The organism is Acidihalobacter sp. (genome assembly GCF_037381185.1).
Lineage (GTDB): Bacteria > Pseudomonadota > Gammaproteobacteria > DSM-5130 > Acidihalobacteraceae > Acidihalobacter_A.
On record NZ_JARRQY010000011.1, the window covers coordinates 98,658 to 122,982 of the forward strand.

The 24,325-nt window shown below is 64.8% G+C and carries 24 protein-coding genes and 1 pseudogene; 16 read left to right on the forward strand and 9 right to left on the reverse strand.

Annotated elements, in window-relative coordinates; translation table 11 throughout:
- Positions 1-32: 32 nt before the first annotated feature.
- Both P8014_RS05745 and P8014_RS05750 read left to right on the forward strand, forming a co-directional pair.
- Complete coding sequence (locus P8014_RS05745) at positions 33-380, forward strand: metalloregulator ArsR/SmtB family transcription factor (protein ID WP_337816346.1); 348 nt, start codon at positions 33-35, stop codon at positions 378-380.
- A 669-nt stretch (positions 381-1,049) separates the two neighbouring features.
- Positions 1,050-1,280 (forward strand): hypothetical protein, encoded by a 231-nt coding sequence (locus P8014_RS05750; RefSeq protein WP_337816374.1) that lies wholly within the window; start codon positions 1,050-1,052, stop codon positions 1,278-1,280.
- On the opposite strand, the gene P8014_RS05755 is transcribed toward P8014_RS05750, so the two are convergent.
- The 4 genes from P8014_RS05755 to P8014_RS05770 form a co-directional block, all read right to left on the reverse strand.
- Positions 1,208-1,408: a DUF2905 domain-containing protein gene (locus P8014_RS05755; RefSeq protein WP_337816347.1), complete on the reverse strand. Its 201-nt coding sequence runs from the start codon at positions 1,406-1,408 to the stop codon at positions 1,208-1,210. The two genes, P8014_RS05750 and P8014_RS05755, sit on opposite strands and share 73 nt — an antisense overlap.
- Positions 1,405-1,767, reverse strand: coding sequence for a hypothetical protein (locus tag P8014_RS05760; RefSeq protein WP_337816348.1), 363 nt, complete (start codon positions 1,765-1,767; stop codon positions 1,405-1,407). The genes P8014_RS05755 and P8014_RS05760 overlap by 4 nt, the downstream gene beginning before the upstream one ends.
- A 63-nt stretch (positions 1,768-1,830) precedes the next feature.
- Complete coding sequence (locus P8014_RS05765; protein ID WP_337816349.1) at positions 1,831-2,481, reverse strand: carboxylesterase; 651 nt, start codon at positions 2,479-2,481, stop codon at positions 1,831-1,833.
- A gap of 24 nt (positions 2,482-2,505) precedes the next feature.
- Positions 2,506-3,282, reverse strand: coding sequence for an alpha/beta fold hydrolase (locus P8014_RS05770; protein ID WP_337816350.1), 777 nt, complete (start codon positions 3,280-3,282; stop codon positions 2,506-2,508).
- A 116-nt stretch (positions 3,283-3,398) separates the two neighbouring features.
- On the opposite strand from P8014_RS05770, the gene P8014_RS05775 reads away from it, so the two are divergent.
- Both P8014_RS05775 and lysA read left to right on the forward strand, forming a co-directional pair.
- Positions 3,399-3,536, forward strand: a complete 138-nt coding sequence (locus tag P8014_RS05775; protein ID WP_337816351.1) for a lipoprotein — start codon at positions 3,399-3,401, stop codon at positions 3,534-3,536.
- A gap of 2 nt (positions 3,537-3,538) precedes the next feature.
- On the forward strand, positions 3,539-4,786 hold the full coding sequence (gene lysA / locus P8014_RS05780) for a diaminopimelate decarboxylase (RefSeq protein WP_337816352.1): 1,248 nt from the start codon (positions 3,539-3,541) through the stop codon (positions 4,784-4,786).
- A gap of 86 nt (positions 4,787-4,872) precedes the next feature.
- On the opposite strand, the gene P8014_RS05785 is transcribed toward lysA, so the two are convergent.
- Positions 4,873-5,103, reverse strand: a complete 231-nt coding sequence (locus P8014_RS05785; protein ID WP_337816353.1) for a sulfurtransferase TusA family protein — start codon at positions 5,101-5,103, stop codon at positions 4,873-4,875.
- Between the two features lie 248 nt (positions 5,104-5,351).
- On the opposite strand from P8014_RS05785, the gene dapF reads away from it, so the two are divergent.
- From dapF to ubiB, 11 genes and pseudogenes are all read left to right on the forward strand, one after another.
- Entirely contained in the window at positions 5,352-6,188 is an 837-nt protein-coding gene (gene dapF, locus P8014_RS05790; RefSeq protein ID WP_337816354.1) for a diaminopimelate epimerase, read from the forward strand.
- Between the two features lies 1 nt (position 6,189).
- Positions 6,190-6,755 (forward strand): annotated as a pseudogene (locus P8014_RS05795) (DUF484 family protein).
- Positions 6,752-7,681 (forward strand): tyrosine recombinase XerC, encoded by a 930-nt coding sequence (xerC, locus tag P8014_RS05800; RefSeq protein WP_337816355.1) that lies wholly within the window; start codon positions 6,752-6,754, stop codon positions 7,679-7,681. The pseudogene P8014_RS05795 and the gene xerC overlap by 4 nt, the downstream one beginning before the upstream one ends.
- Before the next feature lie 100 nt (positions 7,682-7,781).
- On the forward strand, positions 7,782-8,321 hold the full coding sequence (gene hslV / locus P8014_RS05805; RefSeq protein WP_337816356.1) for an ATP-dependent protease subunit HslV: 540 nt from the start codon (positions 7,782-7,784) through the stop codon (positions 8,319-8,321).
- 67 nt (positions 8,322-8,388) lie between these two features.
- Positions 8,389-9,729, forward strand: coding sequence for an ATP-dependent protease ATPase subunit HslU (gene hslU, locus P8014_RS05810; RefSeq protein WP_337816357.1), 1,341 nt, complete (start codon positions 8,389-8,391; stop codon positions 9,727-9,729).
- Between the two features lie 3 nt (positions 9,730-9,732).
- Positions 9,733-10,359, forward strand: a complete 627-nt coding sequence (locus P8014_RS05815; RefSeq protein ID WP_337816358.1) for a class I SAM-dependent methyltransferase — start codon at positions 9,733-9,735, stop codon at positions 10,357-10,359.
- Between the two features lie 5 nt (positions 10,360-10,364).
- Complete coding sequence (locus P8014_RS05820; protein WP_337816359.1) at positions 10,365-10,730, forward strand: DUF971 domain-containing protein; 366 nt, start codon at positions 10,365-10,367, stop codon at positions 10,728-10,730.
- A 115-nt stretch (positions 10,731-10,845) separates the two neighbouring features.
- Positions 10,846-11,595: a bifunctional demethylmenaquinone methyltransferase/2-methoxy-6-polyprenyl-1,4-benzoquinol methylase UbiE gene (ubiE, locus tag P8014_RS05825; protein ID WP_337816360.1), complete on the forward strand. Its 750-nt coding sequence runs from the start codon at positions 10,846-10,848 to the stop codon at positions 11,593-11,595.
- A complete protein-coding gene (locus tag P8014_RS05830; RefSeq protein WP_337816361.1) occupies positions 11,592-12,080 on the forward strand; it encodes an RDD family protein in 489 nt (162 codons plus the stop codon). The genes ubiE and P8014_RS05830 overlap by 4 nt, the downstream gene beginning before the upstream one ends.
- On the forward strand, positions 12,077-12,706 hold the full coding sequence (locus P8014_RS05835) for an SCP2 sterol-binding domain-containing protein (RefSeq protein WP_337816362.1): 630 nt from the start codon (positions 12,077-12,079) through the stop codon (positions 12,704-12,706). Before P8014_RS05830 ends, P8014_RS05835 begins: the two co-directional genes overlap by 4 nt.
- A complete protein-coding gene (gene ubiB / locus P8014_RS05840; RefSeq protein ID WP_337816363.1) occupies positions 12,703-14,391 on the forward strand; it encodes a ubiquinone biosynthesis regulatory protein kinase UbiB in 1,689 nt (562 codons plus the stop codon). The genes P8014_RS05835 and ubiB overlap by 4 nt, the downstream gene beginning before the upstream one ends.
- Positions 14,392-14,512: 121 nt before the next feature.
- On the opposite strand, the gene ppk2 is transcribed toward ubiB, so the two are convergent.
- The 4 genes from ppk2 to P8014_RS05860 form a co-directional block, all read right to left on the reverse strand.
- Positions 14,513-15,670 carry a polyphosphate kinase 2 gene (ppk2, locus tag P8014_RS05845; protein WP_337816364.1) on the reverse strand — a complete coding sequence of 386 codons (1,158 nt, stop codon included), beginning with the start codon at positions 15,668-15,670 and terminating at the stop codon, positions 14,513-14,515.
- A 161-nt stretch (positions 15,671-15,831) separates the two neighbouring features.
- Complete coding sequence (gene lpdA, locus P8014_RS05850) at positions 15,832-17,274, reverse strand: dihydrolipoyl dehydrogenase (RefSeq protein ID WP_337816365.1); 1,443 nt, start codon at positions 17,272-17,274, stop codon at positions 15,832-15,834.
- Positions 17,275-17,530: 256 nt separating this feature from the next.
- Complete coding sequence (gene odhB, locus P8014_RS05855) at positions 17,531-18,763, reverse strand: 2-oxoglutarate dehydrogenase complex dihydrolipoyllysine-residue succinyltransferase (RefSeq protein ID WP_337816366.1); 1,233 nt, start codon at positions 18,761-18,763, stop codon at positions 17,531-17,533.
- A 39-nt stretch (positions 18,764-18,802) separates the two neighbouring features.
- Positions 18,803-21,634, reverse strand: coding sequence for a 2-oxoglutarate dehydrogenase E1 component (locus P8014_RS05860; RefSeq protein ID WP_337816367.1), 2,832 nt, complete (start codon positions 21,632-21,634; stop codon positions 18,803-18,805).
- A 170-nt stretch (positions 21,635-21,804) separates the two neighbouring features.
- On the opposite strand from P8014_RS05860, the gene uvrD reads away from it, so the two are divergent.
- The gene (gene uvrD / locus P8014_RS05865; RefSeq protein ID WP_337816368.1) at positions 21,805-23,979 is read left to right on the forward strand and encodes a DNA helicase II; all 2,175 of its coding nucleotides are present in this window, start codon (positions 21,805-21,807) and stop codon (positions 23,977-23,979) included.
- Positions 23,980-24,325: the final 346 nt, after the last annotated feature.

Sequence of the window (24,325 nt, forward strand, 5' to 3'; positions counted from 1 at the left end):
TATATATGCAAGCAGCCATATATAAAGGTTTCATGACACCTGATACTTTCTTTCGTGCGCTCTCCGACGCCACCCGTCTGCGCAGCCTGATGCTGATGCAGCGCCAGGGCGAGTTGTGCGTGTGCGAACTGACGCACGCGCTGGAACTCTCGCAACCCAAGATCTCGCGCCATCTGGCAGCCCTGCGCGAGGCGGGGGTGGTCAGCGACCGGCGAGACGGTCTATGGGTGTTCTACCGGGTGCATCCGGATCTGCCACGCTGGGCGCAACGCGTGCTGGCGGAAACGCTCGCAGGCGTTGGAGCGCAGGAGCCTTATGCGCAGGATCTGCAGCGTTTGACCGAGATGAGTGATCGGCCGCGGCAGTCTTGTGCGGTTTAGGGTGTTGGGGGGCGTTGCCGCCTTCTTTGAATATGCAGACGCGGATCAGCGGTTGTGGTTTCTGTTGACCATGCGGTGGGAGCTTTTCCTGTTTTTGGCGCTGAGGCACGTTTCGGGCGCGAATCAGCGTTTCCAGTATTGATCCTGCTTGGGTGACGCGCCCGAGCCTCTTTCTTTGCACGCCCAAAGAAAGAGGCGAAAGAAAGGCGCCCGAAAGGCCTTGTCCCTGACGGGCAGACCTCGAGCGCACACCCCGGCCCGGGGCACCGCAGGCACTTGCCCTCCTGGCAAAGCCTGCTCGGGCGGCGTCCATGCCGCCCGACCCCGCGCCGGGGCGCACGCTCGAGGCAAGGCCTAACGGGAACCTAGACGTCAAAACAAAACGCACGCCAAACGCTTGGGCTACGTATTCGGCGATCGAAGCGTAGGTTGGGGTAAGCGAAGCGCACCCCAACGCGGGCGGTGCAAATCATGTGCACTCACCCCAACCTACCGAAGCCGTGTTTTGACGTTAGCCCCCCCTGATTGCTTGCCTCGCGAACGTGCGCCTGGGCGGGGATGGCCGGCAGGGAAGCCGGCCAAGCAGCCCTTCGCAGGACGCGAATGGCTGCGGGCTCCGTTCAGGGGTACGTTCGCGAGGTTGCCCGATAGGGACAAGCGATCCTGGGGGTGCGTTTCTTTCGCCTGTTTCTTTGCGCATTCAAAGAAATCGGCTCGGGCGCGTCGCCGCGATTGAGCGAAGCCCCACACCTTGAATCGCGCACGAAATTAACCCGGGCGGCACAAAGAATGTGCGGTTTAAATGCGCCATTCGTCAAAACCGTCGTCTATTTCCTGAACAACCAAATCAACAACGAAACCACCAGACTGACGATGACCGACGTGGTCAACGGAAAGTAGAACGTGAACCCTTCCCGACGGATAACGATATCCCCCGGCAGACGCCCCAGGCCTAGCTTCGAGATCCAGGGCCAAGTGACACCGACTGCGATCAGAACGAGGCCGAGAATGACCAGCGTGCGGGTCATAGATGCTTGGGATGAGGCTTGCTGATCAGCAGAGCTTCGGGCACGCGCACCTTGACCGCCGCGGCCAGCTCCAGCGTGATGCCGGGTACCGGCCGCACGCTGACCCACAGGACGTTGAGCTTGAGATTCATATCCGCAAATAGCACGGCGTTGCCGTAGCGCGAAAGCACCGCATGGATGTCGTCCAGCACTCGCTGGAGCTGGTCCTGCGGCCGGCGGCGCAGACCGGGAATGAGCATCATGAAGTCGCTGGCCAGGTGGCCTTCCGGCGTGCGGGTGGGAACGCGCTGCCACAGTGGGGCGGCGGGTTCCAGGCCCGGGTCGATACGCAGCTGGGCGCGACGGGCATCGATGTCCATGAATCCGATCATAGACCCTGCCCGGCGCCATCACCACTTGAGGCGCTACGCAAGAACGTCCGGCTAGGCGTTCAGCGCCTGCAGCAGCCAGCGCGTGAGATCGACGATTTCCTCAGGGCAGACGGCGTGCGCCATTGGATAGGTCCGCCACTGGGTATCGATGCCGGCTTCCACCAGCTGGCGATGGGCAGCGGCGCCGGCCGCGAGGGGAATGACGGGGTCCTGTTCGCCGTGGGCCTGGAACACGGGTGGCGCGCGTTCGGGGTCCGGCGGACCGTTCCACAGGTAGGCGGAGAGCACGACGAGCGCGTCCGGGCGCGGTTCGGCGCGCAGGCCGGCGGCGAGCGTCATCACCCCGCCCTGCGAGAAGCCACCCAGCAGCAGCTTGCCGCCGGCAGGCAGTGCGGCGCGTTCGGCGGCGAGCAGTTCGTGGATCAGGCCGATCGAGTCCTCGATATCCTCGGTGGCTTCGCCGCGGCCGAACTCGAGGCTGCGGAAGTCGTACCAGGCACGCATGCTTGCGCCGCCGTTGATGGTCACCGGGCGGAACGGCGCGTGCGGCAGGACCACGCGCAGGCCGAGATCGGGTGGCAGTTCGAGCGCGTCGACCAGCGGCGCGAAGTCGTAGCCGTCGGCGGCCAGGCCGTGCAGCCAGATCAACGTGTGCTGTGGCACGGGGCCGCGTTCGCGCAGGACGAAGTCGAGTGTGGTCATCGCTTGTTTCGGTATCCGTACGGTTCAGGCCGGGGCCGGCCCGAGGAAGCCGGCGATCGCTTCCCCCAGCTCGGGTTTGGTGACCGCGCTCATGTGGTTGCCGGGCACCGCGGCGTGCCGCCCATTCGGCAGGGATTCGGCCAACGCCTCGGGCGAGCCGTTGTCGTGGTCTTCTTCGCCCGCCAGCACCAGGGTCGGCACGTCGATGTCGGCCAGTGCTTCGCGCGGGGTGTCGACGAAGGTGTCGAGGATATGCAGCAGCGCCACCGGGTCGCCGCCGACGGTGTTGAGAAAGGCTTCGGTCATCCACTCCACGCTGCCGCGCTCGAAGCTGCCCAGGTTGGTGAGTACCCGGCGGAAATACTCGCCGCGGCCGCCGGTGTGCAGGATGCCCTCGAGTCCCATGCCGGCCAGGACCGCGCGCGCCGGCCGCGCGCCGCGTGCCAGCATGCGCAGCGTGGTGCGTGCGCCCAGTGAATAGCCGCCGAGGTCGTAGTCGTCCAGACCGAGATGCTCGATCAGCGCGAGGCCGTCGTCGGCCAGCACGTCGGGCGAATAGGCCGAGGCGTCGTGCGGTCTGGCGCTGGCGCCGTGGGCGCGCAGGTCGGGCATGATCACGCGATAGCCCTGCGCGGCGATCCGTTCGGCGTGGCCGTAGCGCAGCCAGTTGACCTGGGCGGTGGAAAAATAGCCGTGGATCAGGACCAGCGGCCGGCCGTGGCCGAGTTCGCGGTAGGCTAGCTGCAGGCCGTCGCGGCTCTCGAAGTGCTGGACGGGAAGTTCGGTGGGAGTGCTGCTCATGGGGTCTGCTGAAGTCTTGGAATGGGAGTGTCGCGGTGCTTATTGTCGCACGCTCTCGCGTGTTTCGGTGCCATCAGGTAAGTTAACCGCTTCGACCGTTCGCTGACTCTTCAACTATGAACCTGACCACTATCGGCCGGCGCGTGGCTGCGCTGCTACTGATCGCCCTGCTCGCCTCGGTGCTCGGCGGCTGTGGAAAGAAAGGCCCGTTGTACCTGCCCGGCAACGGCAGTTCCGCGCAGCAGGGAGGCTGAGCATGGATTACTTCAACTACCGCGACGGCGAGCTGTATGCCGAGGACGTGCCGGCCTCGGAGCTGGCCGAGCGTTTCGGCACGCCCTGCTACGTGTACTCGCGCGCCACGCTGGAGCGCCACTGGCGCGCTTTCGATGCCGCGCTGGGCGATCATCCACACCTGATCTGCTACTCGGTCAAGGCCAACTCCAATCTCGCGGTGCTGAATCTGTTCGCCCGCCTCGGTTCGGGTTTCGACGTGGTCTCCGGCGGCGAGCTGGAGCGCGTGCTGCGCGCCGGCGGCGAGGCGGCCAAGATTGTGTTCTCGGGCGTCGGCAAACAGGCTTGGGAAATGCGCCGCGCGCTGGAAGTGGGTATCCGCTGCTTCAATGTCGAGTCCGGTGCCGAACTCGAGCGACTCAACGAGGTGGCGGGCGAATGCGGGCGGCGCGCGCCGGTGTCGCTGCGCGTCAATCCGGACGTCGATGCCGATACCCATCCCTATATCTCCACCGGCCTGCGCGAGAACAAGTTCGGCGTCGACGTGGACACCGCGACGGCACTGTACCGCCGCGCGGCGGAGCTGCCGAACATCGAGGTGTCGGGCATCGACTGCCACATCGGTTCCCAGCTCACCCGCCTGGCGCCCATGCGCGACGCGCTGGACCGGTTGCTCGGCATGATCGACCGGCTGGCCGCGGAAGGCATTGTCATCCGCCATCTGGACGTCGGCGGCGGGCTCGGTATCCGCTACCGCGACGAGACGCCGCCCGAGCCGGCCGAGTACGCCACGGCGCTGCGCGAGGGAATCGGCGGGCGCGAGCTGGAGATCATGCTCGAGCCGGGGCGGGCCATCGCCGGCAACGCGGGCATCCTGCTGACCCGGGTGGAATACCTCAAGCACACCCATGACCGGCATTTCGCGCTGGTCGACGCGGCCATGAACGATCTCATTCGTCCGGCTCTGTACGAGGGCTGGCACGAGATCATCCCGGCTCGGCAGGGTTCGGATGCCGAAGCGCTGGACTACGACGTGGTGGGGCCGGTGTGCGAGTCGGCGGACTTTCTCGGCAAGCAGCGCCGGCTGGCCTTGTCGCCGGGCGAGCTGCTGGCGGTGCGCTCGGCGGGAGCCTACGGTTTCGTGATGAGTTCCAACTACAACTCGAGGCCGCGAGCGCCGGAGCTGATGGTGGACGGCGCCGAGGTCCACGAGGTGCGGGCGCGCGAGAGCTTCGAGCAGATGGTGGCCGGTGAGACCTTGCTTCCGTAGCGGATTGTGGAAAAGCGGGCCGTCGGACGACGGCTACGGGCGGGACGGGAAGGCGGCTTGACCGCCTTCCCGCAGAGAAAGGCTGTTCAGCCCTTCTTCATGAAGAAGGTGAACTCGCCACCTGCTTCGCTGTGCTCGAGCAGCTCGTTGCCGGTCTGCTTGGCGAAGGCTTCGAAGTCCTTCACGGCGCCCGGATCGGTGGCGACGATCTTCAGCACTTCGCCGCTGTTCAGCTCGGCGATGGCCTTCTTCGTGCGCAGGATCGGCAGGGGGCAGTTCAGGCCGCGGGCATCCAGTTCTTTGGTGAAATCAGTCATTGTCGTATTTCTCCTACGTCGACTTCTACGGGTTGCGATTATTGGAACCTTCGTCGGCCGCCGAGCCGGCTTGACATGAAGGTCTTCCCGGCATCGCCAAGGGTGATAGGATGTTCACCGCAGGCTGGCCGAATGTGCCTCTGGGCCGAACTCAACGCCCATAACGAGGCGCTAATAAACTAAAGCAGTATTACCCAGCGGCGGGCCGGATTCAAGAATGCACCGTGCCTGGATCGAGAGGGCCGTTAATGAAGCTCAGCGGATTACGCTTTACCAAAATGCACGGCCTGGGCAACGACTTCGTGATGATCGACGCCGTCAGCCAGTCCGTTAGCCTGGATGCGGATGCCGTGCGCGCGCTGGCCGACCGTCATCGCGGCATCGGCTGCGACCAGTTGTTGATCGTCGAGCCCGCCACGGGCGGCGAGGCGGACTTTCGTTACCGGATCTTCAACGCCGACGGCGGCGAGGTCGAGCAATGCGGCAACGGCGCCCGCTGTTTCGCCCGCTTCGTGGTCGACCAGGGCTTGGCCGCCGGTCCCGAGATCAAGGTGGAAACGCTGGGCGGGCTGCTGACGCTGCGGCTGGAGGACGACGGCCAGGTGACGGTGAACATGGGCGTGCCGAGGCTGGAGCCTGCTGCCATTCCCTTCGTGGCGGATGCGCAGTCGCCGGCGTATGCCCTGGCGGTCGACGGCAGGGATCACGAAATCGGCGCCGTGTCGATGGGCAACCCGCATGCCGTGCTGCGCGTCGAAGACGTCGACCGCGCGCCGGTCAACGAACTCGGCCCGATGGTCGAGGCGCATCCGCGCTTCCCGCGCAAGGTCAACGTCGGCTTCATGCAGGTCGTTTCGGCGGAGCACATCCGGCTGCGCGTGTTCGAGCGCGGCGTGGGCGAGACGGAGGCCTGTGGCAGCGGGGCCTGCGCGGCCGTCGTCAGCGGGCGGCTGCGTGGCTGGCTGGCGCCGCGCGTGGCGGTTGACGTACTGGGCGGCCGCCTTATGATTGAATGGCAAGGGGCGGATGCACCAGTGATGATGACCGGACCGACGGCCACAGTGTTTGAGGGGCGGATACCTTAAAATGAACGCACAAACCACGGCTAAGGAATCGGACATCCTGAGCGAGGATGCCGTTGCCGGATTCCTGCGCACGCATCCCGATTTCTTTGTCCGCCATCTCGAGCTGCTCGACGTGCTGCGCCTGCCGCATCCCACGCGCTCGCGCTGGGCCTCATGCGGGCCGACAGCATGGACAGCGTGCTGGCGACCGCGCGAGAACTGCTTTGCGGCGAATTCCATGCCGATCATGTCGTGGTACGGATGATCGATCGCGATGGTTCCTTGCAGGCGCCCTACAGCGTTGCGAAGAACGATCCCGGCCTGAAGGAATTCGCCTCCATTTTCGAACGCCGCCGCCCGCTGTGCGGCCGCCTGCGGCGCGAACAGCTCGACTGGCTGTTCGGCGAAGACGCCGCGGAGGTGGAATCTGCGGTGGTGATTCCTCTGCACGATACCGAGCCACTGGGCGTGCTGGCGCTGGGCAGCCACGATGCGGACCGCTTCCATCCAAGCATGGGCACCCTGTTCCTCGGTTATCTGGGCGATCTCCTGGCCGGCGCGGTAGGCGGCAAGCTCGGGCGTGTGTGAGCGCAGTTCCCGCCTCCGGTGCGGCATCCGACTGGATCGCCCTCTATCTTGAGCGCCTTGCCGCCCAGCGCGGCTACTCGGCGCATACCGTGTCTGCCTACCGCCGCGATCTGCATGCCTTTGCCGGCTTTCTCGAGCAGCTCGGGCGCCCCTTGACCGAAGCCGCCGCCGACGATGTGCGCGCCTTCGTCGCCGCACAGCACCGTAGCGGACTGTCCGCCGCCACGCTCAAGCGGCGTCTTGCGGCGGTGCGTGGCCTGTATCGCTTCCTGCAGGACGAGGCGGCGGTGGAAATTCATCCCGCGCAGGATCTTCGCGCACCCAAAGGCTCCAGGCGGCTGCCGGAGACGCTGGATCCCGAGCAGATGACCGCGCTGCTGGAACACGGAGACGACGATATTCTCGACTTGCGCGATCGTGCCTTGTTCGAGCTGATCTACTCCTCCGGACTGCGTCTGGCGGAAGCCGTTTCGTTGGATCTTGTCGGTCTGGATCTGGCCTCGGCGCGGGTGCGTGTGACGGGCAAGGGCGGCAAGACCCGCGACCTGCCCGTCGGGCGCAAGGCCTGCGAGGCGCTGTCGGCGTGGCTGCAGGTGCGTGGACAGCTCGCCGCGACCGGGGAAGAGGCGGTATTCGTGGGGCGACACGGTGCGCGTCTGGGCGCGCGGGCGGTACAGGCGCGCCTGCGTCGGCGCGCACTGCTGGCGGGCCTCGATACGCCGGTGCATCCGCATATGCTGCGCCACGCCTTCGCCAGTCACCTGCTGGAATCCTCCGGCGATCTGCGTGCCGTGCAGGAACTGCTCGGCCACGCCAATATCAGCACCACGCAGATCTATACGCACCTCGACTTCCAGCATCTGGCGCAGGTCTACGATCGGGCCCATCCCCGCGCCCGCAGGCGCAAGGACGAAGACGACTATTGATCCGGTAACCATTTAGCTGCTCATCTGGCTTGCGGGTCGAGTCGAAGTGTTAGAATCCGTCCCTTCGCTTGGGTCCGTTCACCCAACTGGAGTTCGAGGTATGGAACAGTTCAGAGGCACCACCATTCTTTCGGTGCGGCGCGACGGTCAGGTGACCATGGGCGGCGACGGCCAGGTCACGCTGGGCAATACGGTCATGAAGGGCAATGCGCGCAAGGTGCGTCGGCTTTACCAGGACCGCATCATCGCCGGTTTCGCGGGCGGCACCGCCGACGCGTTCACTCTGTTCGAGCGTTTCGAGGGGCAGCTGGAGAAGCACAGCGGCAACCTCACGCGGGCCGCGGTGGAGCTGGCCAAGGAATGGCGCACCGACCGCGCCCTGCGCCGGCTCGAAGCGCTGCTGGCGGTTGCCAACAGCGAGGCCTCGCTGGTCATTTCCGGCAACGGCGACGTGATCGAGCCCGAAGGCGGCCTGATCGCGATCGGTTCCGGCGGCCCCTTCGCCCAGTCGGCGGCTCGCGCGCTGATCGAGGGCACGGATTTCGGCGCCCGGGAAATCACCGAGCGAGCCTTGAATATTGCTGCCGACATCTGCATTTATACCAATCGAAACCTAACCATCGAGACGCTGGGCGAGTGAGCCGCGGCGCCGGCGGAACGCCGGCCGCACACCGTCCCGCACAGCGTCCGCCAAGCGTGCAATCATCATGACCCCTATGACTCCCCGCGAGATCGTCCAGGAACTCGACAAGCACATCGTCGGCCAGGCGCAGGCCAAGCGCGCCGTAGCCATTGCGCTGCGCAACCGCTGGCGTCGCCAGCAGCTGCCCGAGGCGCTGCGCCAGGAAGTGACGCCGAAGAACATCCTCATGATCGGGCCGACCGGTGTCGGCAAGACCGAAATCGCGCGCCGGTTGGCGCGGCTGGCCAATGCGCCGTTCATCAAGATCGAAGCGACCAAGTTCACCGAAGTCGGGTATGTCGGGCGCGATGTGGAATCCATCGTCCGGGATCTTGCCGACATCGCCGTGAAACAGGCCCGCGAGGCCGAGGTCGAGAAGGTGCGCTACCGAGCCTCCGAGGCAGCCGAGGAACGCATCCTCGACGTGCTGCTGCCGGGTGCGAGCCCGCGCAACGAATTCCTGCACGAACCCGACGAGAGCCCGAGCGAAAGCGTGGCGCGACAGAAGCTGCGCCAGCGCCTGCGCGACGGCGAACTGGACGAGCGCGAGGTCGAGCTGGAGTTGAGTGCGGCGCCGGCCGGGGTGGAGATCATGACGCCGCCCGGCATGGAGGAGATGGCCAGTCAGCTGCAGGGTATGTTCCAGAATCTGGCCGGCAACAAGACCAAGCGCCGCAAGCTCAAAATCGCCGATGCGCGCAAGTTGCTCGCCGAGGAGGAGGCGCTGCGCCTGGTCAACGAGGACGAACTCAAGCTTGCTGCGGTGCGCGAGGTCGAGCAGAACGGTATCGTATTCCTCGACGAACTCGACAAGGTCGCCAAGCGTGGTGAGCATGGCGGCACCGACGTTTCGCGCGAGGGCGTGCAGCGCGACCTGCTGCCGCTGATCGAAGGCAGCACGGTGACCACCAAGTACGGCTCGGTGCGCACCGACCACATTCTGTTCATCGCCTCCGGCGCCTTCCATCTGTCCAAGCCCTCGGACCTGATCCCCGAGCTGCAGGGCCGGCTGCCGATCCGCGTCGAGCTCGATGCGCTGAGCGCCGAGGATTTCGTGCGCATCCTCACCGAGCCCGACGCGTCGCTGGTCGAGCAGTACACCGCCTTGCTGGCGACCGAGGGGTTGGAGGTGGAATTCACCGAGGATGCGGTGCGGCGCATCGGCGCGATCGCCTTCGAGGTCAATGCGCGCACCGAGAACATCGGCGCCCGCCGCTTGCACACGGTGCTGGAGCACCTGCTCGAAGAGGTTTCGTTCAATGCGCCCGATCGCTCCGGCGAGAAGCTGGTGCTCGACGCGGCTGCCGTCGATACCTCGCTCGGCGAACTGGCGCAGGATGAAGACCTGAGCCGCTACATCCTCTGAGCCATGTCCGGCGCGGCGCACTGGGAGGCGGTGTACGGCGGCAAGGCGGCCGAGGAGGTCAGTTGGTTCCAGCCCTCTCCAAACCTGTCGCTGGCACTGATCGAAGCGGCGGGAATGTCCGGGCAGGCGCCGCTCATCGATATCGGCGGCGGCGCATCGCGCTTGGTTGATCGGCTGTTGGAAGCCGGCTACGGCGACGTCAGCGTGCTGGACATTTCGGCGGCGGCATTGGAACAAAGCCGTGCCAGATTGGGTGCGGCCGCGACGGCGGTGCAATGGCTGCAGGCGGATATTACCAGCGCCGGACTGCCCGGAAACTACCGGCTTTGGCACGATCGCGCGGTATTCCATTTCCTGGTCGACCCGCAGGCGCGTGCCGCTTACCTGGAGCGGCTCGAACGCCACCTCGAGCCGGGTGGTCAGGCGATCATCGCAACATTCGCGCTGGACGGTCCCGAACGCTGCAGCGGCTTGCCGGTGCAGCGCTACAGCGCGCAAACCCTGGCGCAGACCTTGGGCGAACGGTTCCGTTTGCTGGAGTCCGCAACGGAACTGCATGCGACTCCGGCCGGCGTCGAGCAGGCCTTCGTATACTGCCGTTTCGCACACGCCACGAACATCAACGAGTAATGTCCATGTCCATACCCCGTCCCACCGATATCCGCCTGCACCAGCAGTCGCGCATTCTCGAACTGGCCTACGAAAACGGCCGACATTTCCACCTGCCGTGCGAATACCTGCGCGTGTACTCGCCCTCGGCCGAGGTGCGCGGCCATGGCCCGGGCCAGGAAGTGCTGCAGACCGGCAAGGAGTCGGTCAACATCACCGCCATCGAGCCGGTCGGCAACTACGCGGTCAAGCTGGTGTTCAGCGATGGCCACGATACCGGCATCTACGACTGGAATTACCTCTACGAGCTGGGGGAAAATCAGACCGAGAACTGGCAGGCCTATCTCGACCGGCTCGCGGAAACCGGCTACCAGCGGCAGGAGCCGAACTGAGGCACGCCACACTCGAATACCGCCAGGAGTCGAACCGGCCGCCGGCAGGCCCGTTTCCTCCGACCCTCGGGCAAGCTCGGAGCTTGCCGACAACACGCCCCGGCGCGGAGCAGACATGGACAAGCAAGACACCACTCACTTCGGCTATCAGCAGGTCAGGACGGAGGACAAGGCCCGCAAGGTGGCGGAGGTCTTCCACTCCGTGGCCGACCGCTACGACGTCATGAACGATCTGATGTCCTTCGGCATCCATCGCCTGTGGAAGCGCTACGCGATCGAGCTTGCCGGTGTGTGCAAGGGGCAGTGCGTGCTCGACCTGGCTGGCGGCACCGGCGATCTGGCTGGGCGTTTCGCGCGCATGGTCGGGCCGGGCGGCGAGGTGGTGCTGGCGGATATCAACGCCTCCATGCTGCGCCGCGGTCGCGAGCGTATGCTCGACCAGGGGCTGGCCGGAAATCTGCGTTTCGCGCAGGTGAACGCCGAGTGTCTGCCCTTCCCCGACAACCATTTCGATCTGATCACCATCGCCTTCGGCCTGCGCAACGTGACCGACAAGGACGCCGCGCTGAGTTCGATGTACCGGGTGCTCAAGCCCGGTGGGCGGCTGCTGGTGCTGGAGTTCTCCAAGCCGGTGCTGCCCGGACTCAAGCCGGTCTACGATCTGTATTCCTTCAGCGCACTGCCGCTGATGGGCAAGTTGATCACGGGCGATGCCGGCAGCTATCGCTATCTGGCCGAGTCGATCCGTATGCATCCCGATCAGCCGACTCTGAAGGGCATGATGGAAACCGCCGGTTTCGAGCGCGCCGAGTACTACAATCTCAGCGGCGGTATCGTCGCCGTGCATCGGGGCCACAAATTTTGACCCAGCCCCGCTACGCCGGCTTCTGGCGACGACTGCTGGCGACCATCGTCGACAGCCTGTTGCTGCTGCCGGTGCTGGCGCTGCTGTTGCAACTGGCCTACGGCGCGGACTATTGGCGCTGGGCGGAATCGCACTCCGGCATGCTCGATCTGTACGGGCCGGCCGATCTGCTGATCAACTACCTGCTGCCGTTGGTGCTCACGGTGTTTTTCTGGGTGCGCTATCGCGGCTCGCCGGGCAAGCTACTGCTGGGTTGCCGTGTGGTCGACGCGCGTAGCGGCGGAACGCTGGGCGTGGGCCAGGCGGTATTGCGCTGGTTCGCCTATATCGTGTCCATGCTGCCTTTGTGCCTGGGATTTTTGTGGATTGTATGGGACGCCCGCAAGCAGGGTTTCCACGACAAGATCGCCGGCACCGTGGTAGTTCGCGTGTCTGCCAAAGAGCCCTTGCCCCCGACGCTTGACGAAGTGAGACGCAGCTTATGAATCTCCCGGTTGCGCTGTGTGCAGCCCTGGAAACGGCGCTCAACGCCTATCTCGCCCAGGATGTCGAGACGGCGGCCACACTCGAGCGCATCGACGGACGCCTGGTCGCGGTGCATCTGGAAGGTCTCGACCTCGCGTTCGTGCTGGTGCCCGAGACGTCCCGCATCCGCGTTCACGGCAGCCTCGGCGACGAGCCCGATGCGGTGATCCGCGCCACGCCGTTGGCGCTGCTGCGTGTGGCCTTGGCCGAACAGCCCGCCGCGGCCCTGGCGGGTGGTGACGTGCGCATCGAAGGCGACGTCGAGGTCGGCGAGCGTCTGTGGGGCGTGCTGCGCGCGGTCGAATTCGACTGGGAAGAACTGATGAGCCGCTATATCGGCGATCCGCTGGCGCATGCGCTGGGCGCCAACGTCCGCGACCTCGGCGCGCGGCTGCGGCGCAACTTCGCGCATACCGTCGACGATCTCGGCGAGTACGTGACGGAAGAGGCTCACCTGAGCCCGGTGCGGCCCGAGTTGAACGATTTCCTCGATGCCGTCGACCGCTTGCGCGAGGATCTCGATCGCCTCGAAGCGCGTCTGCTCCGCTTGGAGGCGGCGAGCAAGACAGGCGCAGACGAGGCATGAGCAGCACATCCCGCCGCTCGCCGCTGCGTCTGCTGCGCCAGGCCCTGCGCCTGGCGCACATCAATTTCGTGCTGGTGCGCCATGGCCTGGACGAAGTCGTCTTCGCCATCCATCTGCTGCGCCCGCTGCGTTTCCTGCTGCTGCTGACGCCGTGGCACTGGTTCCGCAGCCACGACATCAGCCGCGGCGAGCGGATCCGTCGTGCGCTGGAGGATTTGGGGCCAATTTTCATCAAGTTCGGCCAGATGCTGTCCACCCGGCGCGATCTGCTCCCGGACGACATCGCGGACGAGTTGACTCGGCTGCAGGACCGCGTGCCGCCTTTCGAGGGCGGACGTGCGGTCGTCGAACGTGCCTACGGCAAGCCAGTGTCGGAGCTGTTCCAGAGCTTTGACGACAAGCCGATCGCTTCGGCTTCGATCGCGCAGGTACACGGGGCGATGCTGCATGACGGGCGCCAGGTGGTGGTCAAGGTCGTGCGTCCGGAGATCGAACGCACCATTCGCAGAGATCTGGACCTGCTGCACGTGGTCGCGGACCTCGCCTACCGCTACTGGCCGGAGGGTCGGCGCCTACGGCCGCGCGAGGTCGTCGACGAATACGAAAAGACGATCCTCGACGAACTCGACCTGTATCGCGAGGCCGCCAACGGCAGTCAGCTGCGGCGCAACTTCGAGGGTTCGCATGAACTCTATATCCCCGAGATTCATTGGGACTACGTGCGCCGCAACGTATTCGTGATCGAACGTATCCACGGCATTCCGGTCGCGGATGTGTCGCGCCTGCGCGCCGCCGGCGTGAATCTGAAGGTGTTGGCCGAGCGGGGGGTGGAGATCTTCTTCACACAGGTGTTTAGCCATAACTTCTTTCACGCCGACATGCATCCGGGCAATATCTTCGTTGACGAGGAGCATCCCGAGAATCCGCGTTACCTGGCCATCGACTTTGGTATCGTCGGCAGTCTGTCGCCCGAGGACCAGCGCTATCTGGCCGAGAACTTCTATGCCTTTTTCAATCGCGATTATCGTCGGGTGGCCGAACTGCACGTCGAGTCTGGCTGGGTGCCGGAAACCACTCGCGTCGACGAGTTCGAATCGGCCATACGTACAGTGTGCGAACCGATCTTCGAGCGTCCGCTGAAGGATATCTCCTTCGGACACCTGTTGCTGCGCCTATTCCAGACCGCGCGACGTTTCGATATGCAGGTGCAGCCGCAACTGGTGCTGCTGCAGAAGACGCTGCTCAACATCGAAGGTCTGGGGCGCCAGCTCTACCCCGAGCTGGATCTGTGGAAGACGGCCAAGCCGTTCATCGAGCACTGGATGAGCGAACAGATGGGCCCTCGGGCGTTCCTGCGCAAGACGCGCGATCGCCTGCCGAAACTGCTCGAGCAGTTGCCCGAGATGCCGCAGCTGCTGTACGAGCTGGCGCGCAAGGGCTCCGAAGGGCGCCTCATGGTGCAGGCGCAGTCTCGGGAGATTGCCGAGCTGCGTGACGAGTTGAGGCAGTCGCGGCGTCTGAGCGTGTTGCGCAGCGCCGGAGCGGCGCTGCTGGTGGCCGCCGCCTTGAGTATCGGTCTGGCACCGGCGGACGTGCTGCGCTGGGTGGATGTGCCGGTGGTCGGGTGGGCACTGCTGGCGGCGTCGGCGGCCTCTTTCGCTGCGGCCTGGTGGCGGGCACGCTAGAGAGCGGCGCCGCGCCAACGAAAGCCAGTCCTCGAGGGCCGGATGGTCCCAGCGAAGCGTAGCTTGGGGTGAAGCGCAGCGATCCTCAACACACCCCTGCAAGCGCGATCCGCGAGGGGCGTTAGCTGCGCAGATAGTGCCCGGAGGTGATGTCATGCTCGCCGCGTTCGTGTACCACGTCGGCTCGTCCGACCAGCAGCGTGTCGAGTGCTCCGATACGCTCCAGATCCTTGCTGGTATACGGCAGCGACAGCAGGATGTAGCGCATGGCATTGAGGCGTGCGCGCTTCTTGTCGTCGGACTTGACCACCGTCCAGGGCGAATCGGCCGTGTCGGTGTGGAAGAACATGGCTTCCTTGGCGTTGGTGTAGTCCTCCCATCTTTCCAGCGAGGCCAGGTCAATCGGCGATAGCTTCCATTGTTTCAGGGGATGTACGCGCCGCTCTTTGAAGCGCCGGCGCTGTTCCTCGCGGCTGACCGAAAACCAGAACTTGATCAGATGAATGCCGCTGCGCACGAGATTGCGCTCGAATTCCGGCGCCTGGCGCAGGAACTCCTGATATTCATAGGGATTGCAGAAGTCCATCACATGTTCGACGCCGGCGCGGTTGTACCAGGAGCGATCGAACAGCACGATCTCGCCGAAGGTCGGCAGGTGCGTGATGTAGCGCTGGAAGTACCACTGCCCGCGCTCGATCTCGCTGGGTTTTTCCAAGGCGACGACCCGCGCTCCGCGTGGATTCAAATGTTCCATGATGCGCTTGATCGTGCCGCCCTTGCCTGCGGCATCGCGTCCTTCGAACACGATCACGACGCGTTGTTGCGCGTCCTTGACCCATGCCTGCAGCTTGAGCATTTCAACCTGCAGATCGAATTTCTGCTTCTCGTAGTCGCGCCGGCGCATCTTGTAGAGGTAGGGATAGCTACCTTCGCGCCAGTCTTCGGCCAGTTCGTCGTTGGTTTTGCCGGGAGGCGCCGGTTGCGGGCGGCGTAGTTCCGCTTCCATCGCTTCGACGTCGTCCGGCGCGTCGCCCAGCAGGATGGCGTCGATGCTTTCCTGTGCCTTGTCGCCTTCGTTGTTCTGGATTTCGCGCAAGGCGACGGCTTCGGCGTCCTGTGCGCCGATGGTGGCTTCGTCGACTTCGTATTTTTCAACGCCGGTGGGTGTCAGCCTGGGGGCGATGTCGCCTTTGCTCATCCGGCGCGGCGTGTCTTCGGCACGTGCCGCGCCGGAACGGCGTTTCGATGCTTTCTTTTCGATCTGCCCACGATCGTCCATTGTCAGCCCCTGTCTGCTGTCTCCCCTCTCAGCACCCGCTAGTCCGATTGTCCGGCGGGTGTTTCCTGAGATTCAATCTAGCGTCTGGGGACCTGCGCATCACGCACTAGCTGCGCATTGATTGACGCAGGTCATATTGGACGATCCGGAGTGGCGGCGTCTCAGCCGCGCTTGGGCTTGCCGGCCATGTGCAGGGCGCGTCCGTCGACTGCCAGAGCGGCCTCGTGTACGGACTCGGACAGCGTCGGGTGCGCGAAGATGGTCCGTGCCAGGTCCTCCGAGGTGGCCTCCATCGACATGGCGATGACGGCCTGCTGGACGAGTTCGGAGGCGCTGGGTCCGAAGACGTGCGCTGCCAGCAGGCGGTCCGTCTCGGCGTGTGCCAGCAATTTGACTTCGCCCTCGACATCGCCTTGGGCGCGGGCACGGCCGTTGGCGGCGAACGGGAAGCGGCCGCTGCGGTAGGGGATGCCGGCCTGTTTGAGCTTCTGCTCGGTCGGGCCGACCCAGGCGAATTCGGGCGTGGTGTAGATCACGGAAGGAATCAGATCGGGTTCCGTCGCGCTGTTCTGCCCGGCGATTCGCTCGACGACCATGACGCCCTCTTCCTCGCCCTTGTGCGCGAGCATGGGACCTCGCACGGCATCGCCGATGGCCCACACGCCGGGCAGGTTGGTGCGGCAGAAGTCGTCGACATGGATGCAGCCGCGTTCGTCCAGCAGTAGGTCGCTCTCGTTCGTGAACAGTCCGGTGGTGTTCGGCCGGCGGCCGACGGCTACGATGACGCGATCGTAGCGTTCCTGCTGTTCGCCCGAAGCATCCTCGAATACCGTGCGCACGCTCTTGCCGCTGAGCTTGGCGGACTTGATGCGCGTGCCGAGTTTGATTTGCAGGCCCTGGTTGGTATAGGTCTTGAGCGCCGTGCGGGCCAGGGCTTGGTCGGCGATGGGCAGGAAGTCGGGCTGCGCTTCGAGCAGGGTGACCTCGGAGCCGAGGCGGTTCCATACGCTGCCGAGTTCGAGTCCGATGACGCCGGCACCGATCACCGCCAGGCGCTTGGGCACGTCGGTGAATTCCAGGGCGCCGGTGGAGTCGACCACGTATTCGCCATCCAGCGGTGCGGAGTCCAGCGCGATAGGCGTCGAGCCGGGGGCGAGGATGACGTTGTCGGCGGTCAGTTCCTTGGGCGTCTTGCGGTCGTGCGCGGTGAAACCGACGCGGCCGGTACCGAGGAGTTGGCCGTGGCCCTTGAGCCAGTCGATGTCCTGCGCCTTGAACAGGGTCGCGATGCCCTGGGTGAGGGCGGTGACGACGCTGCGTTTGCGCGCCAGCATGGTGTCCACGTCGATGCGCAGCCCGTCGACCAGGATGCCCTGATCGGCGTACTCCGTGCGCAGGGCGCTGAAGTGATGTGAGGTGTCGAGCAGCGCCTTGGAGGGGATGCACCCGGCGTTGAGACAGGTGCCGCCCAGGCTGGGCTTGCCGTCGGGGTCGAGCCAGTTGTCGATGCATCCGACCTTGAAGCCGAGCTGGGCGCCGCGCAGTGCAGCGACGTAGCCCGCCGGGCCGGCTCCGATGACGATGAGGTCGTAATCCTTGTCCATAGCATGTTCTCCGCAGGCTGTGGCGGTATTTATAGTCCTAAAGCCCGTGCTCCCTGCGACCCGTCGAGGTGCAGGGAAGCAGGGGCCGGGGCCGCCGTCGCAGCGGCGATGGCGGCTGCTTCAGGCGGAAGGTATTTCAGGGGGGTACGCGTGCCGGCGGGCGGCCGTGCCGCCCTTTCCATGCCATCGGACAGGCGGATGCGTAGTAAGCGTGCGTGCAGCCGGCTGTCCTTTTCGCGCACTCCCAGGTGTGGCCTTAGAGTTCCAGCAACAGGCGCGAAGGATCCTCTACGGCATCCTTGATCGCGGCAAGGAACTGTACTGCCTCACGTCCGTCGATTATGCGATGGTCGTATGACAGCGCTAAGTACATCATCGGACGGATCGCGATCTCGTCGTCGACGACCACGGGGCGTTCCTGGATTTTGTGCATGCCCAGGATGGCGCTCTGCGGCGGATTGAGGATCGGGGTCGAGAGCAGCGAACCGAATACGCCACCGTTGGAGATCGTGAAGGTACCACCGGTGATGTCGTCCATGCCCAGGGCGTTGTCGCGCGCGCGGGTGGCGAATTCGCCGATGCGGCGCTCGATATCGGCCGTCGACAGCAGGTCCGCATCGCGCAGGATCGGTACGACCAGGCCGCGCGGCGAGGAAACGGCGACGCCGACATCGTAGAAGCCATGATAAACGACGTCGTTGCCGTCGATGGAGGCGTTGACGGCGGGGAAGCGCTTGAGTGCAGCCACGGCGGCCATGACGAAGAAGGACATGAAGCCGAGGCGCACGTCGTGAGCCTTCTCGAAGCGGTCGCGATAACGATTGCGCAGCTGCATGATGGGCTGCATGTCCACTTCGTTGAAGGTGGTCAGCATGGCTGCATTGTGCTGCGCCTGAACCAGACGCTCGGCTATGCGCGCGCGTAGGCGAGTCATCGGCACACGGCGTTCGTTGCGCTCGCCGGCCACGGGGGCGGGAGTCTGCTCGCGCACGACTGCCGGCGAGGCAGGTGCCGGCGTCTCGGGCTTCGGCGCTGCTGCGGGGGCCTTCTGGGCCTCGGCTTTGGCGGCGACATAAGCCTCTACGTCTTCCTTCAGGATGCGGCCGCCTTTGCCGGAGCCTTGGATCATGTCGGCGCTCAGACCGTGTTCGTCGAGCAGGCGGCGTACTGCGGGGCCTACCGGGGCGTTGCCGTTTGCAGCAGTTTCCTCGGTTTCCTGCGTTTCCGCGGAGGCTGCTGCCTTGACGACCGCGCCGTCGGTAAAGCGGGCGATCACTTGCCCTGCAGTGACGACGTCGCCTTCCTTAGCCAACACTTCGCCGAGTACTCCGCTGCCGGGAGCGGGGACTTCAAGCACGACTTTGTCGGTTTCCAGGTCGACGAGATTTTCGTCCGCGGAAACCGCTTCGCCCGGTTGTTTGTGCCAGGCGGCGATGGTGGCGTCTGCCACTGACTCGGGAAGGGGGGGTACCTTGACCTCGGTGTTCATGAGGGGGGAAATTCTCCGTGGGGCTGGTGGTGGGTTGGCTTAGGCGAAGACTGCGGCGAGCAAGTCGCGCAACTGGCGTGTATGGAGTTCGAAGTAACCGGCGGCAGGTGCCGCGGCTTCGGGCCGCGAGACGCACTCGAGCCGGCGCTCCGGTCCGATCGTCCGTTGCAGGTTGTCGCGGATGGAAAGCCACGCTCCCTGGTTGACCGGTTCCTCCTGGCACCAGACGAAACGCTGCGCGTTCGAGTAGCGGCGCAGCGCCTGCTTGAGTTCGCGTTCCGGGAACGGGTAGAGCTGTTCGATACGCAGGATCGCAACGTCGCGTCGCTCATCGTTGCGGCGGCGTTCGAGCAGGTCGTAGTACACGCGACCTCCGCAAATCACGACCGTGTTGACCTCCTTGGAAACCAGCGAGTCCGTTTCCTGTATCACCTCCTGGAAGTTGCCAGAGGCGAGGTCGTCGAGCTGGCTTACCGCCAATTTGTGGCGCAGCAGGCTCTTGGGCGACATCACGATGAGCGGTTTACGCAGCGGACGTACGACCTGGCGGCGAAGCATGTGGAATACCTGCGCCGGGGTGGTCGGTGTGCAGACCTGCATGTTGTTGTTGGCGCATAGCTGGAGGAAGCGCTCGAGGCGTGCGGAGGAGTGTTCCGCGCCCTGCCCTTCGTAGCCGTGCGGCAGCAGCATGACTAGGCCGTTGTACCGGCCCCATTTCTCTTCGCCGGAGCTGATGAACTGGTCGATGACCACTTGTGCGCCGTTGACGAAATCGCCGAACTGGGCTTCCCACAGCACCAGCGCCTCGGGCGAGGCGGCGGCATAGCCGTATTCGAAGGCCAGCACGGCCTCTTCGGACAACAGCGAATCGATGACCAGGAAGTCGGCCTGTTCGGGGTCGAGCTGGCGCAGGGGAACATAGGCTTCGCGGCGCAACTGGTTGTGTAGCACCGCCTGACGGTGGAAGAAGGTGCCGCGGCCGCTGTCCTGTCCGCACAGGCGGACCTGGTTGCCGTCGGTAACCAGTGTGGCGTAGGCCATGACTTCGGCAAAGCCCCAGTCCAGCGGCAGTGCGCCGGCGGCCATCTTGCGCCGATCGTCGAGAATCTTGGCGACGCGCGATTGGACTTCGAAGCCTTCCGGCATGGCCTGCATGCGCTCGGCGAGCATCCGCAAACGCTCCAGAGGCACAGCGGTCTCATAGGCCGCATCCGGATCGGGGTTGCGGTAGGGTGCCCAGTTGATGGTATGGGCGGGATCGGGCGACTTCTCGGCGTTGCTCCATATTGACACCACCGGCGGGCCGGCATCGAGCTGGGCCCGGCTGGCTTCGAGCATGCGGTCGGCTGCTCCCGCTTCGATCAGGCCGCCGCTCTCCAGGGCGACGGCGTAGCGCTCGCGCGTGGTCGGCAGCTCGCGGATACGCTGGTACATGACCGGTTGCGTGGCGCGGGGTTCGTCCGCTTCGTTGTGCCCGTGACGGCGGTAGCACACGAGGTCGATGACCACGTCCTCGCCATAGCGCATGCGGTAGTCGAGCGCGAGCTGGGTGACGAAGACCACGGCTTCCGGATGGTCGCCGTTCACGTGCAGGATGGGCGCGCCGATCATCTTGGCGACGTCGGTGCAATACTGGCTGGAACGGGCGTCGGCGCGGGTGCTGGTGGTGAAACCGATCTGGTTGTTGACCACGATGTGCACGGAGCCCTTGGTCGCGAAACCGCGCGTCTGCGACATGTTGAGCGTTTCCATGACCACGCCCTGGCCGGCGAATGCAGCGTCGCCGTGGATCACGATCGGCATGACTTCGCGGCCTTCGCGGTCGCCGCGATGGTCCTGGCGTGCGCGTACCGAACCCTCGACCACCGGACCCACGATCTCCAGATGCGAGGGGTTGAAGGCCAGCGCGAGATGGATCGGGCCGGAGGCGGTCAGCCGGTCGGAGGAAAAGCCCAGGTGGTACTTCACGTCGCCGGCGAGCAGGCCGTCCTTGTGTATGCCTTCGAATTCCTGGAACAGCTCCTGCGGCGATTTGCCCATGATGTTGATGAGCACGTTCAGCCGGCCGCGGTGGGCCATGCCGATGACCGCTTCGCGGATGCCCTCGCTGGTCGCTTTCTCGATCAGGGTGTCGAGCAGGGGAATGAGGCTTTCTCCGCCTTCCAGCGAAAAGCGTTTCTGGCCGACGTACTTGGAATGCAGATGACGCTCGAGCGCCTCGGCGGCGGTCAGGCGCTGCAGCAGGTACAGCCGTTGATCACGATCGAGTTCGATGCGGGCGCGGGGGCCTTCCAGGCGAGTCTGCAGCCAACGCTTCTTGGCCACCGAGCTGATGTGCATGTACTCGGCGCCGACCGGGCCGCAGTAGGTTTCCTCCAGGCGTGCGATGATCTCGCGCAGCGTCGCGTCTTCCTCGCCGACCAGCGAGCCGGTCCGGAAGATGGTGTCGAGGTCGGATTCGTCCAGGCCGTAATAGGCCAGCGACAGTTCCTCGATGTCGGGCGTCTGGTATAGCTGCAGCGGGTCGATGTTGGCCCGGCTGTGGCCGAGAAAACGATAGGCATTGATCAGCTGGAGCACACGCAGCTGCTTGGCTTCGTGGTCCTGGGTGGAGACGGTGGCGGGGCGCAGGCTGCGTCCGGTCTGAACGAAGGCGGCACGGATCTCCGAATGGGCGGTCTCGGCATCGTAGCCGTTGACTCGCGGCAGCCGCTGGAAGTAGTCGCGCCAGTGAGGATCGACCGAATCCGGATCGTGCAGATAAGCTTCGTAGATCGATTCTAGGTAGTCAGCGTTGCTGCCGGAGAGCAGCGATCCCGCCCACTGCTCGTCCATCGTGGGTTGGGGCATTTCTTCGGGTGTTGCGTCCATGCGGTAATTCTAGACTCCTTTACGCCGTATGCCAGCTCTCTGGCCTGTCAATTGGGGAAGTATGGCGCCTTTCGGCACAGATTGCGCGCCAATCCGTGGCGCCACTGTCGAGCGTATATATATAGTGCACTTTGGCGGGTTTGGGTTGCAGGCTTTGTTAGAATTCCGCAATGGACGTTTCTGATCTGCTTTCCGGCCTCAACGCGGCGCAACGCGAGGCCGTCACCGCGCCCCCCGGCCCCGTACTCGTACTTGCCGGCGCCGGCAGCGGCAAGACCCGCGTGTTGACCCACCGCATCGCCTGGTTGATCCGGGTCGACGGCCTGTCGCCCTATAGTTTGCTCGCGGTGACTTTCACCAACAAGGCCGCTCATGAAATGCGCGGCCGCGTGGAGGCGCTGCTCGATCTGCCCGCCAGCGGCATGTGGATCGGCACCTTCCATGGTCTGGCGCATCGCCTGCTGCGCACGCACTGGCAGGAGGCCGGCTTGCCGCAGGCGTTCCAGATTCTCGACAGCGACGACCAGCTGCGTGTGGTGCGGCGAGTGCTGCGCGGTTTGGAACTCGACGAGGCGCGTTGGCCGCCGCGTCAGGCGCAGTGGTACATCAACGCGCGCAAGGATGAAGGGCTGCGGTCGCAGCACCTGGACGACACCGGGGATCCGGTCAACGCGCAGCTGATCCGCATATACAGTGCCTACGAGGCCGCCTGCCGACAGGCCGGCGTGGTCGATTTCGCCGAGCTGCTGTTGCGCGCGCTGGAGCTGCTGCGCGACAACGACGAACTTCGCGGACACTATCAGCGCCGTTTCCGTCATTTGCTGGTGGACGAATTCCAGGACACCAACGCATTGCAGTACGCCTGGCTTCGGCTGCTGGCCGGCGAGCGCACGCCGGTGTTCGCGGTAGGCGATGACGATCAGTCGATCTACGGCTGGCGTGGCGCAAAGATCGAACATATTCGCGATTTTTCGAAGGATTTTCCCGGCACGATCACCGTGCGTTTGGAACAGAACTATCGTTCGACGCCGGCCATTCTCGATGCCGCCAATGCGGTGATCGCACGTAATCAGGGGCGTCTCGGCAAGGAGCTGTGGGCCGAGGGCGAGCGCGGCGAACCACTGCGTCTGTACATGGCCTACAACGATCTCGACGAGGCACGCTATATCGTCGAGCAGATCGAGGCCTGGGTCGATCAGGGCGGGCGACGCAACGAGGTGGCGTTGCTCTATCGCTCGAACGCGCAATCGCGCGTACTGGAAGAGGCGCTGATAGGACGTGCCATTCCGTATCGCGTCTACGGCGGCCAGCGTTTCTTCGAACGCGCCGAGATCAAGGATGCCCTCGCCTATCTGCGCCTGGTCGCGCACCGCGACGACGACACCTCCTTCGAACGCGTGGTCAACCAGCCGACGCGCGGCATCGGCGACCGCACCCTGCAGTTGGTGCGGGACCAGGCGCGCACGCAGGGCGTCTCGCTGTGGCGTGCGACCGTGGTCCTGCTCGAGAGCGGCATGCTGTCGGCGCGCGCCGGCGGCGCCCTGCGCGGTTTTCTGGAACTCATCGGCGGACTTGCCGAGGCGACGCAGGGACTCGCTCTTCACGAGCAGGTCGAGCGCGTGGTCGAGCGCTCCGGACTGAAGGAGTTCTTCGCCAAGGACAAGAGCGAGCGCGGCGAGGCGCGGGTGGAGAACCTGGAAGAACTGGCCAATGCCGCGCGCGGTTTTCACCTCGATCCCGAGGAGCATGCGGATATGACTCCCCTGGACGCATTCCTGGCGCATGCCGCGCTGGAGGCCGGCGAGGGAGAGGGTTCAGCCTGGGAGGACTGCGTTCAGCTCATGACGCTGCATTCGGCCAAGGGCCTGGAGTTCCCGCTGGTGTTCATGTGTGGAATGGAGGAAGGTCTGTTTCCTCATCGCATGTCGATCGAAGAGCCGGGACGCCTGGAGGAGGAGCGGCGCTTGTGTTACGTGGGCATCACGCGGGCTCGCCGACGCCTGGTGCTGACCGCCGCCGAATCGCGCCGCCTCCATGGCCAACAGACCTACAACCTGCCCTCGCGCTTTATCGGGGAGATTCCGCCCGAGCTGATCGAGGAGGTGCGTCCCAAGGCGCAGATCAGTCAGCCCGGCTGGTCGCGCAGCCAACCGGTACGGGCGGTACCGGAGGAGGCGCCGGGCGGCATGCGGGTCGGTCAGCGGGTGATGCATGCCAAGTTCGGCGAAGGCGTGGTCACCGGTTGCGAAGGACAGGGCCCGCAGGCGCGGGTGGAGGTCAATTTCGCGGGTCATGGCGCGAAGTGGCTGGTGCTCGCTTACGCCAAACTCGAGCCGGTGGCTTGAGGGTAAACGTTGCGCGCCGCTGCCGCTTGACATAGAGTCCATACTAACAAATTGATTTGAAAGCCCATTTTTTGAGGCCGCTTGCTTCCTGTTGCCAACGTGGAAGTAGGGGTTTTTGCGCGTTGCGTTTTTGCATCCTCGTTTTTGATGCGCTAGGGTGAAAAACCGTTACGGCAAAAATAGGCTTACTTGTGACTGAAGAAACCCGCACCAGAATTCGCCTGAAGGGTGTGAGCAAGGTATTCGGACGACAGGCCCAGCGGGCGATCGAGGACCTGCGCCAGGGCAAGGGCAAGACCGAGGTGCAGAGCGAGCACTCGGCCGTTGTCGGTTCGTTCGATGTTTC

Bases quoted from the DNA above. Each gene is read 5' to 3' on its own strand.
- uvrD (WP_337816368.1), top strand. From the start codon at position 21,805: ATGGACGTTTCTGATCTGCTTTCCGGCCTCAACGCGGCGCAACGCGAG.
- ubiE (WP_337816360.1), top strand. From the start codon at position 10,846: ATGGACAAGCAAGACACCACTCACTTCGGCTATCAGCAGGTCAGGACG.
- P8014_RS05770 (WP_337816350.1), bottom strand. From the start codon at position 3,282: ATGAGCAGCACTCCCACCGAACTTCCCGTCCAGCACTTCGAGAGCCGC.
- P8014_RS05860 (WP_337816367.1), bottom strand. From the start codon at position 21,634: ATGGACGCAACACCCGAAGAAATGCCCCAACCCACGATGGACGAGCAG.
- ppk2 (WP_337816364.1), bottom strand. From the start codon at position 15,670: ATGGACGATCGTGGGCAGATCGAAAAGAAAGCATCGAAACGCCGTTCC.
- P8014_RS05835 (WP_337816362.1), top strand. From the start codon at position 12,077: ATGAATCTCCCGGTTGCGCTGTGTGCAGCCCTGGAAACGGCGCTCAAC.
- P8014_RS05775 (WP_337816351.1), top strand. From the start codon at position 3,399: ATGAACCTGACCACTATCGGCCGGCGCGTGGCTGCGCTGCTACTGATC.
- P8014_RS05820 (WP_337816359.1), top strand. From the start codon at position 10,365: ATGTCCATACCCCGTCCCACCGATATCCGCCTGCACCAGCAGTCGCGC.
- P8014_RS05785 (WP_337816353.1), bottom strand. From the start codon at position 5,103: ATGACTGATTTCACCAAAGAACTGGATGCCCGCGGCCTGAACTGCCCC.
- dapF (WP_337816354.1), top strand. From the start codon at position 5,352: ATGAAGCTCAGCGGATTACGCTTTACCAAAATGCACGGCCTGGGCAAC.
- hslV (WP_337816356.1), top strand. From the start codon at position 7,782: ATGGAACAGTTCAGAGGCACCACCATTCTTTCGGTGCGGCGCGACGGT.
- ubiB (WP_337816363.1), top strand. From the start codon at position 12,703: ATGAGCAGCACATCCCGCCGCTCGCCGCTGCGTCTGCTGCGCCAGGCC.
- lysA (WP_337816352.1), top strand. From the start codon at position 3,539: ATGGATTACTTCAACTACCGCGACGGCGAGCTGTATGCCGAGGACGTG.
- P8014_RS05745 (WP_337816346.1), top strand. From the start codon at position 33: ATGACACCTGATACTTTCTTTCGTGCGCTCTCCGACGCCACCCGTCTG.
- P8014_RS05755 (WP_337816347.1), bottom strand. From the start codon at position 1,408: ATGACCCGCACGCTGGTCATTCTCGGCCTCGTTCTGATCGCAGTCGGT.
- odhB (WP_337816366.1), bottom strand. From the start codon at position 18,763: ATGAACACCGAGGTCAAGGTACCCCCCCTTCCCGAGTCAGTGGCAGAC.
- hslU (WP_337816357.1), top strand. From the start codon at position 8,389: ATGACCCCTATGACTCCCCGCGAGATCGTCCAGGAACTCGACAAGCAC.
- P8014_RS05815 (WP_337816358.1), top strand. From the start codon at position 9,733: ATGTCCGGCGCGGCGCACTGGGAGGCGGTGTACGGCGGCAAGGCGGCC.
- P8014_RS05765 (WP_337816349.1), bottom strand. From the start codon at position 2,481: ATGACCACACTCGACTTCGTCCTGCGCGAACGCGGCCCCGTGCCACAG.
- P8014_RS05760 (WP_337816348.1), bottom strand. From the start codon at position 1,767: ATGGACATCGATGCCCGTCGCGCCCAGCTGCGTATCGACCCGGGCCTG.
- lpdA (WP_337816365.1), bottom strand. From the start codon at position 17,274: ATGGACAAGGATTACGACCTCATCGTCATCGGAGCCGGCCCGGCGGGC.